Consider the following 18,956-nt stretch of genomic DNA (forward strand, 5'->3'; position numbering starts at 1 on the left):
CAGTGGAATGGAGGGAGTCTAGCGAAGTGGCGCGACGCCCCCGTCGCGCCTGTCCTCAACGCTTCACATACGCGTCGATCGCCTTGCGCGCCAGGAAGGACTGGTCGCTGAACAGGCCGTCCATGCCGAGCTTGAGGAAGGCATCGATCTGACCGGCGAGGTTGCCGATCGCCGCCGGGTCCTCGCTGCTGTCGAACTCGTTGGGCAGGAAGCTGTTCTCCGCGCGGAAGGTCCAGCCGTGCACGATCAGCCCCGCCGCATGCGCGTCCTTCACCAGCGTCGTCGGCGTGCCCAGGCGGCCGGCCACCAGCGGGATCATCAGGTTGGTGTTGGCGCCGATGCCTTGTGCGTAGCTGGAGATCTCGGCCAGGCCGGCCGGCTTGGCCAGGTCGGCGTAGCTGCGCTTGTCGCCGCTGAGCGTGAAGTCGTAGGGCTGGCCCGTGGCGCTGAGCAGCTGCACCAGCGGCACGCGCGTCATGCGCTTGAGCTTGCGCAGGTTGCCGACCTCGAAGGACTGGATGAAGACCGCCGCGTCCGGGCCGCGGTAGCCGTACTTGTGGAGCAGGCGCACCAGCGGCTCCTCCAGCGGCTGGCCGATGCCGGCGAAGTAGCTCGGGTGCTTGGTCTCCGGATAGACGCCGATCGGCTTGACCTTGCGGTGGCCCCAGCGGCCGTCTCGGCCGTCGCGGCCGGCTTCCTCGCGGCGGCGCTCGTTGGCCTGCTGCACCAGCTGCAGCACTTCCTCGAAGGTCGGCACCTCGAACATGTCGTTGAAGCGGCTGTTGGCCGGCCGGATCTGCGGGATACGCTCGCGGGCGCGCAGCGTCTTGAGCTCGGCCAGCGTGAAGTCCTCGGTGAACCAGCCGGTGATGGCCACGCCGTCGATGCTCTTGGTCGTCTTGCGCGAGGCGAATTCAGGCCGCTCGGCCACATCGGTCGTCGCTTCGCGCACCGAGCCGTCCGGATTCAGGATCGCGATCGCGTTCTCGTGGCGCGCCACCAGCACGCCGTCCTTGGTCAGCACGAGGTCGGGCTCGACGTAATCCGCGCCCTGCTCGATGGCCAGCCAGTACGCGGCCAGCGTGTGCTCCGGCAGATAGCCGCTGGCGCCGCGGTGCGCGATCAGCAGCGGCTCCTTGGCGCGCGGCGGGTGGTAGGCCTCGTGCGCGCAGGCGGTGGACGCCAGCGAGGCGGCCGCGACGGCGGCGAGCAGGGTGGAACGGAGCAGCTTCATGCGAGGGTCTCCTTCGAGCGGATGGTGTCGTTGGGGCGAGTCACGAAGGTCCGCCAGCGCAGAGGCTGTCGAGTCGATGTGACGGTCGCGTGGTCGAAACGTGAAGCGCTCGAAGGGTAGGCGCTGACGGATGAAGATTTGATGATCTCCCCACCGCGGGAAGTCCCCTGAAACAGGTCTTACAGGGGAGGAGGGCGGGGGAGGGCGCTGAGCGGCTGGCGCTCAGGAGGCCACGGGCAGGATTTCGTCGCCTGGCGCGGCGCGGCAGTCCGGTGGCAGCGGCTCCCAGCCGCGTCGCACGACGATCTCGCCGCCAGTCGCGCAGAGCTCGATGCGCTGCGCCTGCGGCACCCGCTGTTGGACGAAGGCCTCCAGCGCCGCCGGGGTGGAGACCTTCAGGCGCATCGCGTAGAGGTCGTCGAGCGGGTGATCGTCGCTGTGGATCAGCGGGACGAACTGAGCGGCGAACATCACCGCATGCGACGGCACGACCACCGGCGTCGGGTCGTAGCCCAGCGCCCGCAGCGCGCGTTGCGCCTGGGCGCGGTCGGGCGTCGACGCGTCGTCCTCGCGGGGCTGCCAGGCGAAGCCCATCAACTCCGCGACCCACTGGTTGCAGTTCTGGTAGCGCGTGGCGAAGGCATAGGCGCTCGCGCTGTAGCGCGGCGACAGCAACGCGAGCGCCAGGCGGTTGTCCAAGGCGCGCGCGGCGAGCCGGCTGCCGGCCTCGCCAGGCAGGGTCACGATGGCGAGCCGGATCGGCGCGGTCTTGCCCGCGCTCAGCAGGAAGCCGGCCAGGCCCTGGTCGTAGAGCCGGGCCCGTGACTCGTCGCAGGAGTAATACAGCTGGCGCACCGACCAGGGGCCGTTGCGGCTGTCCTTCAGCGCGAGGCCGCTGTGGGAGTACTGCAGTTGGAAGCGGCTCAGGTCGGTGCCGGAGCGCGACACCAGCGCGGCGTCGACGCCGCTGGCCACCAGCTCGCGGCGCGCGACCGCGACGACCTGGAGCTGGCGGTCCTGCTCGGTGGCGGGGACCTCGCCGCCTCGGTCGCAGAAGGTCGCGGCGCGGGCGCTCGTGACGAGCGTGAGTCCGAGGGCCAGCGCGGCCAGCAGGCCGAGGCCGAGGCCGGCCGCGGTGGGGACCGCGGCGCGGCGCGGCCGTCGCGGGGTCACAGGGTCACCGGATGGGATTCCAGTTCGCGGTGCCAGTCGTCGCGCAGCGCCAGCAGGAAGGCCTGGCGGTTCTCCGCGCGGGCGAACTCGTAGCCGTAGTCACGCTGGCGCGCCAGCACATGGTCGCCGACCCGCAGCGGCTGGGCGGCGACGGCCTGCTTGGGCACGTAGAGGAAGAAATCGGTGCCGCCTTCGGCGCGCACCGGCTGCAGGTGCAGGCGCGTCGTGTCGGCGCGGCCGGCGGCATCTTCGACGGCGAGGACCTTGTATTCGCCTTCGGCGACCTTGCGGTCCTTGCTGGAGCTGTCGCTCGACTGGCCGATCGAATCGGACAGCTGCTTCGACGACACCGAGCCGGCGCTGGAGGCCGAGGTGACCAGGCTGTCGGCGCGGGCGGGCGTGGTGATGAGGGCAGTGGCCGCGGCGGCGGCGGCAAGGGCGAGGGAAAGGCGGGAGAAGCGGGAGAAGCGGGAGAAGCTGTGGCGCATAAGACCGTCCATGGGCAAGTCGGTCCTGCCGCGAATCGGCGGCCGGACCGGGGCAAGCATACGGGATGACGGACTTTCAGGTGTCAGGGGCCGCGCACTTGGCGAAGACTTGACGAGTGGCATCGAGTTGCTCGCGCACCGCATCTTCGTCGATCGTTTTCCAGAGGTGATAGTCCGCCGCCACTCGGCAGTCCAGTTCCTGCTTGAGGAGCTTCGCCAGCGCGCGAGATCGCTCCGCGAGTGCGTCACAGCATCGCCGGTCCGGCGCGTCAAGACGCTGTATCAGGCGATCATGGACGCCGCCGGGAAGCTTCGCGCGGCCGCGATGAGGCAGCATCAGTTCCCAGCGGCGACATCGGTGGTACGCGGCGTAGTAGGCCCGTGAGATCGCCGAGCGGCGCCCCGCTTCATTGCCGGCCTGGGCGGCCTGGGCGTCGGCGAGACGGCTGAGGTCCTTCGCTTCGATGGGCATGCGATCTCCTCATTCGTCGTCGAAGGACGCTCCGGGCTCATCGTCGAGGTCGTCGAACAGCTCGGCCAGCAGTCGCCCATGAAAGCGGGCCGGCCTGGGGGCATCGACCGACTCGAAGGTGATGTCGAAATATCCAACCGGGCAACCGTACATTTCGTCGTTCAGCGCCGCAGCCCGTTCCGGGGTTGCGTCCACGCTGACGATGACGTCGACATAACAGTCGTCGCAATCGTCGTACCAGATGCGCACCTCGAGCGGGCCGCTGCAGATCTGCACACCGCGCCGCTGCATCAGGCCTCCCGCGTAGAGCAAGGTGGCATAGGCATCCATGCATCGGCGCTGATAGCGACGGAAGTAGCGCTTCAATTCCTTGGTGGTGTGGGGCCCGATCGCCGGGTATCGACTTGACGCCAGCCGCGGGGACGGCACATTGAACAGCGTCTCCGGCTCCTTCAAGTGGTGCACGAACTCGTCCACCCCGGCGGTCCAGAAGTCCAACCTGGGTGCCGGCGGCGCCCCCTCGCGCGCCATCGGCTCTGGCAAATCAACCATCACTGCACTCATCGCATTCATCCTTTCGCCACTGCAAAGACATCCCGAATGCCCTGCAGTTTGCTGGTGAGCGATGCCGAATTCACTCCCTCGGAAGAGCGCATCGTCGGGGGATGCCGGTTCGAGTAGGTCGGTCCCCCGACGCATATCGATAGTGGGGATGGACGCCGCGGGGTCAGGGCTCGCCTGACCCGCACGCTCAGTTGAGCTCGCCCGCCGGCACCACCGGCAGCACGACGCTCGAGGGCCGCAGCGGGCCCGCGTGGAGGGTCGTGATGTTGCCCTCGGCCTGGCGCTGCAGCGGCGCCGGCCAGATGCCCTGCGCCTGGTTGCTCGCGCTGATCGCGATGCGCAACCGGTGCCCCGCGCGGACCAGCGCCGCCACCGGGAACACCTCCACCGGCACCAGCATCGGCTCGCCGGCCACCACCGGCAGCATCGCGGCCGTGGTGAACGGGTGCCACGGCTGGATCATCGTGCCGTTGACGAAGCGGGAGCGGCTCGTGTCCACCGCCCGGTGCGCGGCCGACATCAACCCGTGCGTCAGCGGCTTGACCGTGCCGGTGGCCGGGTCGACATCGTCGATGCGCACCGACAGCGCCGCCTGCGTGCGCGTCGTCGAGATCCAGAGGTCCGCCTGGATCGGCCCGTTCAGGTAGAGGTCCTGCGCCATCGGCGCGGTCTCGAAGACCGCCGCGCCCTGCAGCGACTCGACGCGCGCGCTGTCCGAGTAGCACGGCCGCGGCAGCAGCCCCGCCAGGCCCAGGGTCCACTGCACCTGGCTCGCCGAGCAGTCGCTGTGGTCGCGCACCTGGACGCTCGCGGTGAACAGCGTCCCCAGCGCGGTGCCGCGGGTGGCGGTCGGCGCCGGCGGCTCGGCCACCGTCCGCCCCGCCGCCTCCGCCGGGATGCGCGCGGCCAGGCTGCCGTCGGGCTGCAGGTACCAGCGCTGCGGCGCCATGCGCGGATGCGGCCAGTCGCTCGCCGTCGCGAAGCGCGGCGTGGCGCCGGCGCCATAACCGTCGACGAACTGCGTCACCGTCGGCAGCGCCTGCGTGCCGGTCTCGCGCCCCTGCAGGTACTGGTCGAACCATTGCAGCAGCAGCGAGGTCGTGCTCGGCGGCCCGAACGACGGCGCGCCGCCATAGCCGCCGATGCCCGCCTGCACGGACTGCAGGTGCGCCCCCGGCAGGATCGCCAGCTTGGCCGGCACGTTGCGCTTGAGCTGCTCGTACAGCAGCGGCTGGTCGCGCTGGAAGATGTCCAGCGACGCGCCGACGATGAAGGTCGGCACCCGGATCTTCCCGGCGCTCTCCACCGGCGACCGGCCGGCCCAGAAGCCGCCGTCGTCGGTGGCGATGCCGCTCGCGCCGCCGACGAAGCCGTCGAAGGTCGGCGCGTACCAGCCGTCGATCGCGGCGACGTGGTCCGCCGTCGCGGCGTTGATCTGGCTCGCGTACCAGGGATGGAGCAGCAGCTCCGGCGCGTTGGCCACGCTCAGCGACTGGGTCAGCGGCAGCCAGGTGCTCAGGAACTGCGCGTTGAACATCCCGCCGGTGGCCGCGACGCCTCGGTAGGCGTCACCCATCGGCACCTGCGCGAAGGCGGCCTTCACCGCCGGATGCTGCTGGCCGGCGGTCAGCAGCGCGCTGATGCCGAGGTAGGAGGTGCCCGCCACGCCGATGCTGCCGTTGAAGAACGGCTGCCGCGTCACCCACTCGACCGCTTCGCGGTAGGCCTGCTGTTCCTCCTCGCCGATCAGCTGCGTGACGCCGCCGCTCATGCCGGTGCCGTGGGCGTCGATCGCGACGGTGACATAACCGCGGCGCACCATGAACTGGTCCAGGCCGCCGATCAGCAGCGTGTTGCCGCCGGCCGGGGTGAAGACGCCCAGGAACTGGCCGACGTCGATGCGGTAGGCCGTCTGCGTCAGCACCACCGGGTAGCGGCCCGACCGGGGAATGCCGAGGAAGTCCGCCGGCATCGACACCAGCACCGCCAGCTGCCTGCCTGACGAGAGCGGGATGAACCGCAGCGGCAGCGTCACGGCGCGCGGGTGGTCGGGAGCGCGGGTGTAGGCGGTGGCGGGCCAGCTCGCGCCGGCATTGGCCGTCACCGCCGGATTGGGCGCGGCGAGCGTGCCGCGCGTGCCCAGCGTCGTCGTCTGGGCGACGGCCTGGAGCGACCCGGCGGCGGCGAGCCCGACCAGCAGCGCGCGGCCGCGCGCGCGCCAGGAACGGTCCGCGCGGCGCGGGGTGGGGTGGGCCTGGGTCATCTCTTGTCTCCGTGATCCCGAGGTCGGGTGGTCGCTGCGGCGACTCTGTGCGAGGCATGAGCCGGCGACTATGCCGGCCGCCGCCGTGGCCGGGACGGAGGGGAAATCAGGAGGGCGGTGGGTATGCGGCTTGCCTCGCCGGGCCCTCGGATGCGAAGGATGTCACGCGACCGCGCCGTCGCGATGTCGGCTGGCGTCGCCGCGCCCGTGCTGTAGGGCAAGTCCCTACAGCAGCTGCGGCAAGCGGCGTTCATGGGGAGTGGCAGCCGCTTGCTGGCGCCGGCGGCGACGGAAGCGGACCATGGCGTCCATGAAAGTCGCTGTCATCGAAGACCATGTTCCCGTGCGCCAGCTGCTGGTGCGCCGCGCCCTCAAGCTGGAGGGACTGACGGTTGTCGCCGAAGCCTCCGGCGAGGACGAAGCGGTGGACGCCGTGATGGCCACCACCCCCGACGTCGTCCTGCTGGACCTGCGCCTGGCGCAGGGCAGCGGCCTGTCGGTGCTGACGCGCCTGCGCGGCCAGGCCTACCCCGGCCGCGTCTTCGTCCTCAGCGGCGAATCCTCCGGCGTCGTCGCCGGCCTGTGCCGCCACCGCGGCGCCGATGCCTTCTACGACAAGGCCTTCGATTTCGAGCAGCTGCTCAGCGACCTGCACGAGCTGTGCAAGCGCGGCGCGGCCAACGCCCCCATGCACGCCCCGACCAGCGACGGCCCCCGCGCCGTCGCCGTCGGCTGAGGCCGCGCGACCCGGACCACCAGGGAGGACCCGCCATGAAACTCGCAATGACGCTGCCCCGCATTCCGCTGCCGACGCTGCCCAGGCTGTCCTGGTCGCCGCGCGGCGCCATGGCGTCCTGGCTGGTGGCCGGCAATCTGCTGGTGGTCGTCGCGCTGGTCGGGATGACGGCGCTGAGCCTCTGGAGCCACCGCGCGACCGAGACCGACCGCGCCCGCGACGTGGTCGAGAACCTGGCGCAGAACATGGCCGTGGAGATCAACGCCGAGCTGCGCAACACCGACAACGCGCTGGCCACGATCGCGCTGCGCTACCGCAGCGCGCGCCAGTCGCCGGACCAGGCGGCGATGGTCGCCAAGCTGCTGCAGGAGCAGCGCGGCCTGCTGCCGCAGGTCACCGCGCTGCGCATCGCCGACATCCACGGCACCGTCACCACCGGCCTGATGCCCGGCGAGCGGCCCTTCAACGTGGGCGACCGCGCCTATTTCTCGCAGGCCCGCGCGACCGACGCGATGGTGATCTCCGAGCCGCTGAACAGCCGCGCCCAGAACCACTGGTGCATCATCCTGGCCCGCCGCCTGATCGACCACGACGGCAACTTCGACGGCATCGTCTACGCCGTCGTGACCGCCAAGCACTTCGTCGACCGCTTCAGCGGCGTGGCCCTGGGCCCGTCCGGCGCGGTGTCGCTGCGCTCGGAGGCGATGAACCTGGTGGCGCGCTACTCTGCCAGCGAACCCAACTCGACCAAGGGCTTCGGCACCCGGTCGCTGTCGGAGCAGGCGCAGCGTTCGCTTGAGCAGAACCCCGAACGCGGCGTCTACATCACGCCGACGGCGATCGACCAGGTCGACCGCATCACCGCCTATCGCAAGGTGCCGGGGTATTCGATGACGCTGTTCACCGGCATGAGCAGCGACTACTTCCTGGCGGGCTGGCGCACCCAGCTCGTGCGGCAATCGCTGCTGGCGGCGCTGGTGGCGCTGGCGCTGGCCGCCGCCTCCGGCCTCATCCACCGCATCCACCGCGGCGAGCGCCGCTCGCGGGAGGCGCTGGCGAAGCTGGCGCGCGAGCAGGACGCGATGCTGCAGAACGACCTGATCGGCATGGTGCGCGTGCGCGACGGCCATGCCGTCTGGAGCAACCCGGCGCTGGAGCGCATGTTCGGCTACGGCCCCGGCGAGATGGTCGGCCAGGCCGCCATCCGGCTGTTCCTCAGCCCGCAGGAGCATGCCCGCGTGCGCGACACCGCGCTGGCGACGATGCGGGCCGGCGGCCGCTTCCAGACGCAGCTGCGCATGCGCCGCCAGGACGGCAGCGAGTTCTGGGTGGACCTGCACGGCACCGTCGTCTCGGAGACCGAATCGATGTGGATGCTGGTGGACATCGACGGCCTCAAGCGCAGCGAGGAGCAGGCCCAGCACCTGGCGCTGCGCGACGTGCTGACCGGCCTGCCCAACCGCCGCCTGTTCGAGGAGAAGGTCGGCGACGCCATCCAGGGCGCGCGCCGCACCGGCCGCGGTTTCGCGGTCTGCTACCTGGACCTGGACGGCTTCAAGGCGATCAACGACCAGCACGGCCACGAGGCCGGCGACGAGGTGCTGATGGAGATCGGCCAGCGCCTGCAGACCCTGGTGCGCGGCAACGACGTGGTCGCCCGCCTGGGCGGCGATGAGTTCGCGATCCTGCTCTCGGGCATCGCGCGTCCGGAGGATGTCGAGCAGACGCTGCAGCGCTGCCTGTTCTCGATCCAGCGCCGCATCACGTTGGACTGCGGCGAGAAGGTTTCGGTCGGCGCCAGCATCGGCGCGGTGGTCGGCGGCGGCGGCGACAACTGCCGCGAGCTGCTCCACGCGGCCGACGAATCGATGTACGCGGTCAAGCGCACCGGCAAGGGCCAGATCCAGATCGCCGGCCACGCGCATTCGGAATGGGCCGTGGCCGCATGAGCCCCCGCGTCGCCCGCATCCCCGCACCGGTGCTGCGCGCCTGCCGGGCCGGTGCGTGCGGCGCGGCGCCGTCGGGCCTGCTGTGCCTGTCGCGCCGCCCGCGTTCCCCGCGCCAATCAGGCGGCGGGTCCCTCCGATGGGCGACAGGCGTGGCGGCCAACGCCACCTTGCGCTCAACTTCCGGGCAGGATCTGCCGATGTGGGGGGAAACACCCCCGGCGGGTGGTGGCTAGCCCAAGCCCACGGCCAGGGAGAATTCATCCAGTCTGTCCAGGAGGAGGGATCACATGAACATTGGCGCCTGGCGTCTGTCGACGCAATTGACCGTGTCCTTCGTGCTGCTGGTGGCGCTGTGCGCGCTGGTCGGCGGCATGGGGCTGCTGCAGCTCAACCGGGTCCACGAGAACACGACCGAGATCGCGGAGGACTGGCTGCCCAGCATCCAGAGCATGGCCGCCATCCGGGTCAAGGCCAACCAGATCCGTCGCATGGAGCCGGACCATCTGCTCTCCGACGACCATCAGGAGCGCGCCCAGATCGAAGGCGCGATCGCCAACGCCCGCAAGGAGCTGGCCGCCGCGGAGCAGGCCTACCAGCCCTTCATCACCAACGACGAGGAGCGTCGGCTCTATGCCGAGGTGGTCGCCGCGCGCGACACCTATTTCAAGGCGCAGGAGAAGCTGCTGCACCTGTCGCGCGGCGAGAACTCCGACGCGGAGGCGCGGGCCTTCTTCCGCGCCGAGTCGCGCAGCAGCTTCAACGCCTGGGTGCGGGCGATCGAGCGCAGCGCCGACTACAACGCCGCCGGCAGCGAGCAGTCGCGCAAGGACGCGGAGGCGGACTACGCGGCCGGGCACGGCTGGAGCGTGTCGCTGACGCTGGTGTCGGTGCTGGTGGCCGTCGGCCTGGCGCTGCTGCTGCTGGGGCACGTCCGCCGCCTGCTGGGCGGCGATCCGGCCGAGGCGGCCCGGCTGGTGCGGCAGGTCGCCGAGGGCGACCTCAGCGGCGACATCCGCGTGCGTCCCGGTGACCAGCGCAGCCTGATCGCGGCGCTGCATGCGATGCAGCTGAGCCTGCGCCAGGTGGTGGGCGGCGTGCGCCAGGGCAGCGAGTCGGTGGCCAGCGCCAGCGCGCAGATCGCCATGGGCAACAGCGACTTGAGCCAGCGCACCGAGGAACAGGCCAGCGCGCTGGAGCAGACGGCGGCGACGATGACCGAGCTCGGCGAGACGGTGCATCAGACCTCGGAGAACGCGCAGCAGGCCGATCGCCTGGCGCGCTCGGCCAGCGAGGTGGCGCAGCGCGGCGGTGCGGTGGTGGCGCGCTTCGTCGACACGATGCGCGGCATCGACGAGAGCAGCCGCCGCATCGCCGACATCATCGGCACCATCGACGGGATCGCGTTCCAGACCAACATCCTGGCGCTCAACGCCGCCGTGGAGGCGGCCCGCGCCGGCGAGCACGGCAAGGGCTTCGCGGTGGTGGCGTCGGAGGTGCGCGCGCTGGCCGGCCGCAGCGCCGAGGCGGCCAAGGAGATCAAGACGCTGATCGGCACCAGCGTCGAGCGCGTCGAGCAGGGCTCCGGCCTGGTGGCCGAGGCGGGCGCCACGATGGAGGAGATCGTCTCGGCCATCGGGCGCGTCACCGACGTCGTCGGCGAGATCAGCAGTGCGACGCGCGAGCAGTCGCAGGGCGTCCATCAGGTCGGCGAGGCGGTCAGCCAGATGGACCAGGTGACGCAGCAGAACGCCGCGCTGGTGGAGGAATCCGCGGCCGCCGCCGAAAGCCTGCGGCAGCAGGCCGATGCGCTGGTGCAGTCGGTGGCGCGGTTCCGGCTGGGGTAAGCCCCGCCGCACGGACGGGGGCCGCCCCGTCGCGCGCCGAGGGCGCCGAGGGCGCTGAAGGCCGTCAGCGCGGTCCGTCGGTCACGGCGCGGCGACGGTCACGGCGCGGCGACGGTCACGACGACCTTGCCGAGGTGCCGTCCGTCGAGCAGATCGATCAGGCCGCGGGGCGCGAGCTCGAGCCCGTCGATGACGTGCTCGAGCGCCCGGACCTCGCCCGCCGCGATGGCGGCGAGCATCTCGCGCTGGAAGGCCTTGAAGCGCGACAGCCCGTCGCCGTAATGGTCCAGCACGATGAAGCCTTCCATGCGGACGCGCTTCTGCAGCAGCGTCGCGAGCAAGGCCGCCCGCCGGTCCGGCGCCGGGACCTCGTCCTTGCCCGCCTCGTTGTAATGCGCGATGAAGCCGCACACCGGCACGCGCGCACCGAGGTTGAGCAGCGGCAACACCGCATCGAGCACCTCGCCGCCGACGCTCTCGAAGTAGACGTCGATGCCGGCGGGCGCGGCCTCGCGCAGACGCTCGGCGAAGCGCGGATCGCGCCGGACGACCGCCGCGTCGAAGCCGAAGGTGTCCACCAGGTGCCGGACCTTCTCAGCGCCGCTGGCGATGCCGACGACGCGCGCGCCGGCCCGCCGCGCCAGCTGGCCGACCATCGCGCCGACCGCACCGGTCGCCGCGCCGACCACGACGGTCTCGCCGGGCCGAGGCCGGCCGATGTCCAACAGGCCGACCTGCGCGGTGAAGCCCGGCATGCCCGCCGCGCCCAGCGCCAGCGAGGGCCGGCCGATGTCGCCCAGCGGCACCAGGTCCTGGCCGTCCGACAGCGCGTAGTCCTGCCAGCCGCCGTTCGCCAGCACCAGCTCACCGGCGCGCCAGTCCGGATGGCGCGACTCGACCACGCGGCTGACGGTGCCGCCGACCAGCACTTCGCCCAGCCCGATCGGCGGCGCGTAGCCGGGGCCGACCTCCTCCATCAGGTTGCGCATGTACGGGTCGAGCGACAGGGACAGCGTGCGCAGCAGCACCTGTCCCGCGCCGGGGGCCGGCACGGGCACGGTCTCGAGGCGGAAGTCCTCCGGCACCGGGCGCCCGGCGGGGCGGGCGGCGAGCACGATGCGGCGGTTGAGGGGCGTGGTCATGCGGGATTCCTTCAAGGGGGTGAGGACGTCGCTCAGGCGGCGGCGCGCGGGCCGTGGCGCAGCGTGAGCAGGGTGCCGAGCGTGATCGCGGCGGCGGCGAAGGTCGGTCCGCCGAGCGCGCCGATGTGGTCGACCAGCATGCCGCCGCCGATCGCGCCGCTGGCGATGGCGATCTGGAACGCGGCGACCAGCAGGCCGCCGGCGCCCTCGGCCTGGTCCGGCGCGGCGCGCACGATCCAGGTCTGGAAGCCCACCGGGAAGGCGCCGAAGGCGAAGCCCCACAGCACCACCGCCACCGCGGTCACCCAGGTCGACGACCCCGCCAGCAGCAGGCTGGCGGCGAGCACCACGATCAGGCTGCCGCCCGCGACGATCGCGCGCCGCTCGCTGCGCTCGGCCAGGACGCCGCCGGCCAGGTTGCCGAAGAAGCCGCCGATGCCGTAGCCCAGCAGGATCGCGGTGATCGCGGACACCGGCAGGTGGGTCACGTTCTCCATCAGCGGCCGGATGTAGGTGAAGCCGGCGAAGTGGCCGGAGATCACCAGCAGCACCGCCAGCAGCGCCACCCGCACGCCGGGTCGCGTCAGCAGCTCGCCGAGCACGCGCAGGTCCGGGTTGTCCTTGGGCGGCAGCGCCGGCAGCGTCGCGACCTGCGTCGCCAGCGTCACCAGGCTGAGCGCGCCGGCGGCGACGAAGGCGCTGCGCCAGCCCCAGACCTCGCCCATCCAGGCGCCCAGCGGCGCGGCGCAGACGGTCGCCACCGAGACGCCGGCCAGGATCACCGACATCGCGCGGGCGAACAGGCGCTCGGGCACCAGCCGCATCGCCAGCGCCGCGGCCATCGACCAGAAGCCGCCCAGCGCCACGCCCAGGATCACCCGCGCGGCCAGCAGCACGCCCAGCGAGGACGCGGTCACCGCCAGCAGGTTGGACAGCACCAGCAGCAGCGTCAGCGCGACCATGACCGCGCGCCGGTCGAAACGCCGCGTCAGCAGCGGGATGGACGGCGCCGCGACGGCGCCCACCAGCGCCGTGGCCGTGACCGTCTGGCCGGCCGCGCCGGCGCTGATGCCGAGGTCGGCGGCCATCGCCGTCAGGAGGCTCGCGGGCAGGAACTCGGCGGTGACCAGGCCGAAGACGCCCAGCGTCAGCGAGGCGATGGCCGGCCAGTGCGGGGCGTCGTCCTCGAGCGGCGGCGCGCCGGCCGACGGGGAGGGGGAGGCCGGGGAAGCGGTGGATGAGATTGATGGGGCCGATGAAGCCGCCGTGGGCGACAGGGGCGCGTGCGGATCGAGGCAGTCGGTGCAGGAGGAAGACACGGTGCAGAGACGGGTCAGTGGCAATGGCTTTCAGCTTACGGATAGCATTCCGGCGTTTCCATGACGGAAGAGCCGAAATGCTTGACGAATCCTCCAGCGCTGCCGCCGTCCATGCCCCCCGTCATGCCCCGGTTCACGTTCCCGTGACCGGGCCGCTGCCGCCCACGCCGCTCAAGCCGGCCGACCTGCTGACGCAGATCCTGCTGGGCCTGCGACTGGAAGGCGTCGAGTACGGCCGCTGCCTGCTGCGCGCGCCCTGGGCCGTCGCCTTTCCGGCGCGGGCCGAGGCGCGTTTCCATTTCGTCGCGCGCGGCGGCTGCTGGCTGAAGACCGGCGGCAGCACCGAATGGGTGCGGCTCAATGCCGGTGACGCGGTGCTGCTGCCGCGCGGCAGCGCGCACGTGCTGGCGAGCGCGCCGGACCTGCCGACGGTGGAGATCGATTCGCTGTCGCGTCGCGCCGTCGCCGACGACATCTACCTGGTGGGCGCCGAGGCCGAGGCCGCCGCCAAGGCGATGCCGTCCGCCGAGCCGGTCGACGTGATGTTCTGCGGTGCGATGCGCTTCAACCTGGACCCGCTGCATCCGCTGCTGGCGATGATGCCGGACGCGATGCGCGCCAACGACCTGGCGCGCCGCGACCCGACCGTGCCCGCGCTGCTGGAGGCCATGGAGCGCGAGGTGGCGATGGACCGCATCGGCGCCTGCGGCATCCTGGCGCGCATGGCCGACGTGCTGGCCGCCAGCATCATCCGCGCCTGGGTCGAGTGCGCCTGCAACGACGCCAGCGGCTGGATCGCCGCGGTGCAGTGCCCCAGCATCGGCAAGGTCATCGCGGCCATCCATGCCGAGCCGGAGCGCGACTGGCGCGTGCCCGAGCTGGCCGGGCTGATGGGTGCCTCGCGCTCGCGCTTCGCCGAGGCCTTCACCCGCACCGTCGGCGAGAGCCCCGCCAAATACGTGGCCAAGGTCAAGATGTTCCAGGCGCGCCGCTGGATCGCGCAGGAAGGGATGCGCGTGGCGGTGGCGGCCGACCGGCTCGGTTACGACTCGGAAGCCTCCTTCAGCCGCGCCTTCAAGCGCATCGTCGGGCAGCCGCCCGGCGCGCTGCGGCGCAGCGCGGCGAGCGCCGCGACCTGATCGCCGCGATGTGAGGCCCGCGTGAAGCGCGGCCTGCATTTTCAAGCGCGTTTTTCAAGCGGTTGCAAAGACGGCCGCTCCGCGTTTTTGCGGGTCATCTCCCCCTTGTTTGCGGGGGCCGGAAGGCCGATGGCGACGAGGGCAGGACCCATTCTTGCTATGGACCCCTGCGAACCCGGGATGGAGGCCTCCAGACCCCCTGGAATGAGGCAGTTCCGTCATGGTGCAGGGCTACACTCGCCGCTCGCGAGCGCCCGCTGGCCGCCCTCGACAGGCCTGCGGGACAGACACAACAAACAAGGTCGAAACATGCATGTGAAGCGGACTCGGGTCCACGGTATTCCAGCGCGACGCGCCGCTCCGGTCGGCGCGTTTTTCACCGCCGTTCTTGCCGCAATCCTGCTCACCGCCTGCGGCGGCGGCAGCGGCGCGAAGGCCTCGCAGACCGCGGCCAAGGTGAACAAGGAAGAGATCACCGTCCACCAGATCAACTTCGTGCTGCAGCGCCAGCCCAACATCAAGCCCGAGCAGGTGGACGCGGCGTCGCGCCAGATCCTGGAGCGCCTGATCGACCAGGAACTGGCGGTGCAGAAGGCCCAGGACCTCAAGCTCGATCGCGATCCGCGGGTGGTGCAACAGATCGAAACCGCCAAGCGGGAGATCATCGCCAGGGCCTATGCTGACCATCTGGGCGAGACGGCGGCCAAGCCGACCGACCAGGAAATCAAGCAGTACTACAACGACAAGCCGGCACTTTTTGCCGAGCGTCGTATCTACAACTTGCAGGAAATCAACATCGAGGCGAAGCCGGATCAATTCGAATCGATCCGCGCCAAGCTGCAGGGTGCCAAGACCCTCCCCGACTTCCTCGAAGCGCTCAAGGCCGACAACTTCAAGTTCGTCGGCTCGCAGATGGTGCGCTCGGCCGAGCAGATCCCGCTCAACAACCTCGACGCCATCGCGCGCCTGAAGGACGGCCAGTTCATCATGAACGGCCATCCCAACGGCCTCACCGTGCTGTTCCTCGCCGGCTCGCAGCGCCAGCCCGCGACCGAGGCGCAGGCGCGCGCGTCGATCGAGATGTTCCTGCTGAACCAGCGCCGTGCCGAGCTGGTCGCCAAGGACATCAAGTCCATGCGCGACAACGCCAAGATCGAATACGTCGGCAAGTTCGCCGAGGCCGCGGCCTCCGCGCCCGCCGGCACTCCGCCCGCGGCGGCCCCAGCGCCCGCCGCGTCCGACAGCCCCACCGGCGCCAGCGGCCCGGTGGACAACAACGAACTCGCCAAGGGCCTCGGCATCAAATGATGAACACGCGTCGCTTCCCGATCCTCCCGCTCGTCTCGACGGCCGTCTCGGCCGTGCTGGCGGTCTCGCTCGCCACCGGCGCCGTCGCCCAGACGCCCGCCCGTCCCGGCAACGCGCCGGCGCCGACCGGCCTGTCCACCGGCGCCGCCGCCGAATACCGCCTGGGATCGGGCGACGCGATCAAGATCAGCGTGTTCCAGAACCCGGACATGACGCTGGAGACGCGCGTGTCCGAGGCGGGCACGATCAGCTTCCCGCTCCTGGGCGTGGTGCGCATCGGCGGCCTGTCCGTCAGCGACGCCGAGAGCCGCATCGCCGAGGGCCTGCGCAAGGGCAACTTCGTCAAGCAGCCGCAGGTGACGATCCTGGTGCTCAAGGTCACCGGCAACCAGGCCAGCGTGCTGGGCCAGGTGAACCAGCCGGGGCGTTATCCGCTGGAAGTCGCCGACACCCGCCTGACCGACCTGCTGGCCAACGCGCGCGGCGTCTCGCCCGCGGGCGGCGACCTGCTGGTGCTGACCGGCCAGCGCGGCGGCAAGCCCTTCCGTCTCGAGGTCGACCTGCCGACGCTGTTCGGCCCCAACGGCCGCGAGCAGGACGTGGTGGTGCTCAACGGCGACGTGCTGTGGGTCGAGCGCTTCCCGATGATCTACATCTACGGCGAGGTCCAGAAGCCCGGCCAGATCCGCCTGGAGCGCGGCATGACGCTGCTGCAGGGCCTGGCCGCCGGCGGTGGCCTGACGCTGCGCGGCACCGACCGCGGCATCCGCGTGCACCGCAAGGATGCGTCGGGCAAGGTCCAGGAGATCAAGCCCGGCATGGACGAGCCGCTCAAGGACGGCGACGTGATCTTCGTCCGCGAGAGCCTGTTCTGACGCAGTAACCCCGGGCACCCGTCCCGGTGAAGGAGTGCATGGTGACGCCCAGCAAATTGATGTCGATCATCCTGGCCCGCTGGCAGCTGGTGCTGCTGGTGGTCGTGGTGACCACCCTGACGGCGCTCGGGGTGAGCCTCGTGCTGCCCAAGCGCTACCTGGCCAGCGCCTCGGTGGTCGTGGACGCCAAGCCCGACCCGGTGTCGGCCCTGATCTATCCCGGCATGGCCTCGCCGGCCTACATGAACACGCAGGTCGACGTGATCGCCAGCGATCGCGTCGCGCTGCGCGTCGTGCGCGACCTGCGCCTGACCGAACTGCCGGAGTTGCGCGAGCAATGGCAGGCGCAGGGCGCCGAGGGCTCGATGGAGCAATGGGTCGCCACCTTCCTGCAGGCCAACATGGAGGTCAAGCCCTCCAAGGAAAGCAACGTGCTGACGGTCAACTACCGGTCGCCGTCGGCCCAGGTCGCCGCGCAGATGGCCAATGCCTTCGTCAAGGCCTACATCGCCACCACGCTGGACCTGCGCGTCGAACCCGCGCGGCAGTACGCCGGCTACTTCGACCAGCAGGCCAAGGCGGCGCTGGACCGGCTGGAGCAGGCGCGCACCAAGCTCTCCGCCTATGAACGCGAGCACGGCATCCTGGCCTCCGACGAGCGCCTGGACGTCGAGAACGCGCGCCTGAACGAGCTGTCCTCGCAGCTGGTGGCGCTGTCCTCGCTGGCGACCGAGTCGCGCAGCCGCTCCGGCCAGGCCGCGCGCGGCGGCGACCAGCTGCCCGACGTGCTGGCCAACCCGGTGGTGTCGCAGCTCAAGGCCGACGTCAGCCGTGCCGAGGCCAACCTGCAGCAGCTCAGCACGCGCTACGGCGACAACCATCCCCAGGTGATCGAGGCCAAGGCCTCGGTGGCCGATACCCGCGCCAAGCTCAACACCGAAATCCGCCGCGTGACCGGCTCGGTCGCGGTGACCAGCACCATCAACAGCCAGCGCGAGGCCGAGACCCGCGCGCAACTGGAGGCGCAGCGCGCCAAGGTCATCAAGCTGAAGGAAGCGCGCGACGAAGCCGGCGGCCTGATGCGCGAGGTCGAGAGCGCCCAGCGCGCCTACGAGAACATCACGACCCGGCTGACGCAGACCAGCCTGGAGAGCCAGTCGACGCAGAGCAACGTGAACCTGCTCGCCGAGGCGACGCCGCCGCTCAAGCCCGCCTCGCCGCGCGTGGCGCTGAACACGGCGCTGGCCTTCGTGGCCGGCCTGGTGCTGGCGATCGGCCTGGCGCTGCTGCTGGAACTGCGTGACCGCAAGGTGCGCGACGCCGACGACGTCATGGCCGTGCTGCCGCTGCCGATGCTGGGCGTGCTGCCCGCGCCGGGCAAGCGCGCGCAGGCGCTGCCGTCCGCCGAGCGGCGACTACTTGGCGCACCCGGCGCCGCGAGTCGAGGAGCCGCCTGATGTCGGACCTCAAGGAACCCATTCCCCTGGCGCAAAGCAAACCCGTGGACGGACCTCTGAACAAGCCTTCCGGCAGCGGCGCCGGCGTGCACGACCGCTCGATCGGCGCGATCATCGCCGAGACCCGCAACCTCAGCGCCGACCAGGTCGAGCGCGTGCTGCAGTACCAGCGCGAGCGCGGCATCCGCTTCGGCGAGGCCGCCGTGGCGCTGGGCTACGCGAACGCCGAGGACGTGCTGGAGGCGCTGTCCAAGCAGTTCCACTACCCCTACGCCCCGAACGAGCGCAAGACCCGCAGCCCGGAACTGGTGGCCCTGAACCAGCCGTTCTCGTCGCAGTCGGAAGTCTTCCGCGGCATCCGCAGCCAGATCACGATGCGGCTCTATCGCGAGGGCGAACCGCGCCGCGCGCTGGCGGTGATCAGCCCGGACACGCTGGACGGGAAGAGCTACTTCACCGCCAACCTGGCGGTGACGCTGGCGCAGCTGGGCGGGCGCACGCTGCTGGTGGACGCCGACCTGCGCCGGCCGCGGCAGCACGAGATCTTCGACGTCAGCAACCAGGCCGGGCTGTCCTCGATCCTGTCCGGCCGCAGCGAGCCGCGCGTGATCCAGCAGGTGGAGGGCATGAACAGCCTGTTCATCCTGCCGGTGGGGGCGGTCCCGCCCAACCCGGTGGAGCTGCTCGAGCGCCCTGCGTTCGGCATGCTGATGCGGGAGCTGGCCGGCAAATTCGATTACGTCCTGGTGGACACCTCCGCGAGCCGGTACGGCGCGGACGCGGCCATCGTCGCGTCGCGCTGCGGCGCGGCGCTGGTCCTGGCGCGCCAGAACCAGTCGCGGGTGAGCGCGCTGCAGGACCTCACCGACAGCCTGGACGGTGTGTCCACGACGCTCGTGGGCACCGTGATGAACCAGTACTGACACCGGGCCCCGGGCGAGACGGCACAGCGGCCACCAGAGCCGCGAGCATCGACCACCGGCACGGCCGCGA

Annotated in this window: 16 protein-coding genes; 8 read left to right on the forward strand and 8 right to left on the reverse strand. The window is 71.1% G+C overall.

What is annotated here, in order from left to right; translation table 11 throughout:
- Positions 1-55: 55 nt before the first annotated feature.
- The 6 genes from FHT38_RS02770 to FHT38_RS02795 form a co-directional block, all read right to left on the reverse strand.
- Positions 56-1,234 (reverse strand): glycerophosphodiester phosphodiesterase, encoded by a 1,179-nt coding sequence (locus FHT38_RS02770; protein WP_183489660.1) that lies wholly within the window; start codon positions 1,232-1,234, stop codon positions 56-58.
- Positions 1,235-1,456: 222 nt separating this feature from the next.
- Positions 1,457-2,407 carry a DUF2145 domain-containing protein gene (locus FHT38_RS02775; RefSeq protein WP_310737339.1) on the reverse strand — a complete coding sequence of 317 codons (951 nt, stop codon included), beginning with the start codon at positions 2,405-2,407 and terminating at the stop codon, positions 1,457-1,459.
- A complete protein-coding gene (locus FHT38_RS02780; RefSeq protein WP_255488585.1) occupies positions 2,404-2,907 on the reverse strand; it encodes a hypothetical protein in 504 nt (167 codons plus the stop codon). The genes FHT38_RS02775 and FHT38_RS02780 overlap by 4 nt, the downstream gene beginning before the upstream one ends.
- Before the next feature lie 64 nt (positions 2,908-2,971).
- Complete coding sequence (locus FHT38_RS02785) at positions 2,972-3,367, reverse strand: hypothetical protein (protein ID WP_183485245.1); 396 nt, start codon at positions 3,365-3,367, stop codon at positions 2,972-2,974.
- Positions 3,368-3,376: 9 nt separating this feature from the next.
- Complete coding sequence (locus FHT38_RS02790; protein ID WP_183489663.1) at positions 3,377-3,931, reverse strand: hypothetical protein; 555 nt, start codon at positions 3,929-3,931, stop codon at positions 3,377-3,379.
- 187 nt (positions 3,932-4,118) lie between these two features.
- Positions 4,119-6,194 carry a CocE/NonD family hydrolase gene (locus tag FHT38_RS02795; protein WP_183489666.1) on the reverse strand — a complete coding sequence of 692 codons (2,076 nt, stop codon included), beginning with the start codon at positions 6,192-6,194 and terminating at the stop codon, positions 4,119-4,121.
- 310 nt (positions 6,195-6,504) lie between these two features.
- On the opposite strand from FHT38_RS02795, the gene FHT38_RS02800 reads away from it, so the two are divergent.
- From FHT38_RS02800 to FHT38_RS02810, 3 genes are all read left to right on the forward strand, one after another.
- Positions 6,505-6,930, forward strand: coding sequence for a response regulator transcription factor (locus FHT38_RS02800; protein ID WP_175538162.1), 426 nt, complete (start codon positions 6,505-6,507; stop codon positions 6,928-6,930).
- A gap of 35 nt (positions 6,931-6,965) precedes the next feature.
- On the forward strand, positions 6,966-8,879 hold the full coding sequence (locus FHT38_RS02805) for a diguanylate cyclase domain-containing protein (RefSeq protein WP_183489685.1): 1,914 nt from the start codon (positions 6,966-6,968) through the stop codon (positions 8,877-8,879).
- A 287-nt stretch (positions 8,880-9,166) separates the two neighbouring features.
- Entirely contained in the window at positions 9,167-10,723 is a 1,557-nt protein-coding gene (locus tag FHT38_RS02810) for a methyl-accepting chemotaxis protein (RefSeq protein ID WP_183489688.1), read from the forward strand.
- Between the two features lie 98 nt (positions 10,724-10,821).
- Here FHT38_RS02810 and FHT38_RS02815 read toward each other — a convergent pair whose 3' ends face one another.
- Together FHT38_RS02815 and FHT38_RS02820 are read right to left on the reverse strand one after the other, a co-directional pair.
- Positions 10,822-11,865, reverse strand: coding sequence for an NADP-dependent oxidoreductase (locus FHT38_RS02815; RefSeq protein ID WP_183489691.1), 1,044 nt, complete (start codon positions 11,863-11,865; stop codon positions 10,822-10,824).
- Positions 11,866-11,897: 32 nt separating this feature from the next.
- Complete coding sequence (locus FHT38_RS02820) at positions 11,898-13,142, reverse strand: MFS transporter (protein WP_221213789.1); 1,245 nt, start codon at positions 13,140-13,142, stop codon at positions 11,898-11,900.
- Positions 13,143-13,327: 185 nt separating this feature from the next.
- Here FHT38_RS02820 and FHT38_RS02825 point away from each other — a divergent pair, with 185 nt between their 5' ends.
- The 5 genes from FHT38_RS02825 to FHT38_RS02845 are packed head-to-tail and all read left to right on the forward strand — an operon-like array spanning position 13,328 to position 18,886.
- A complete protein-coding gene (locus FHT38_RS02825; RefSeq protein WP_254783186.1) occupies positions 13,328-14,323 on the forward strand; it encodes an AraC family transcriptional regulator in 996 nt (331 codons plus the stop codon).
- 21 nt (positions 14,324-14,344) lie between these two features.
- Positions 14,345-15,631 (forward strand): EpsD family peptidyl-prolyl cis-trans isomerase, encoded by a 1,287-nt coding sequence (locus tag FHT38_RS02830; protein WP_310737340.1) that lies wholly within the window; start codon positions 14,345-14,347, stop codon positions 15,629-15,631.
- The gene (gene epsE / locus FHT38_RS02835; RefSeq protein ID WP_147241812.1) at positions 15,631-16,506 is read left to right on the forward strand and encodes a polysaccharide export protein EpsE; all 876 of its coding nucleotides are present in this window, start codon (positions 15,631-15,633) and stop codon (positions 16,504-16,506) included. The genes FHT38_RS02830 and epsE overlap by 1 nt, the downstream gene beginning before the upstream one ends.
- A 41-nt stretch (positions 16,507-16,547) precedes the next feature.
- On the forward strand, positions 16,548-17,963 hold the full coding sequence (epsF, locus tag FHT38_RS02840) for a chain length determinant protein EpsF (RefSeq protein WP_183489698.1): 1,416 nt from the start codon (positions 16,548-16,550) through the stop codon (positions 17,961-17,963).
- Entirely contained in the window at positions 17,963-18,886 is a 924-nt protein-coding gene (locus FHT38_RS02845) for a polysaccharide biosynthesis tyrosine autokinase (protein ID WP_091721508.1), read from the forward strand. Before epsF ends, FHT38_RS02845 begins: the two co-directional genes overlap by 1 nt.
- Positions 18,887-18,956 lie beyond the last annotated feature (70 nt).

The sequence above is a fragment of the Mitsuaria sp. BK041 genome, assembly GCF_014193085.1.
GTDB lineage: Bacteria > Pseudomonadota > Gammaproteobacteria > Burkholderiales > Burkholderiaceae_C > Roseateles.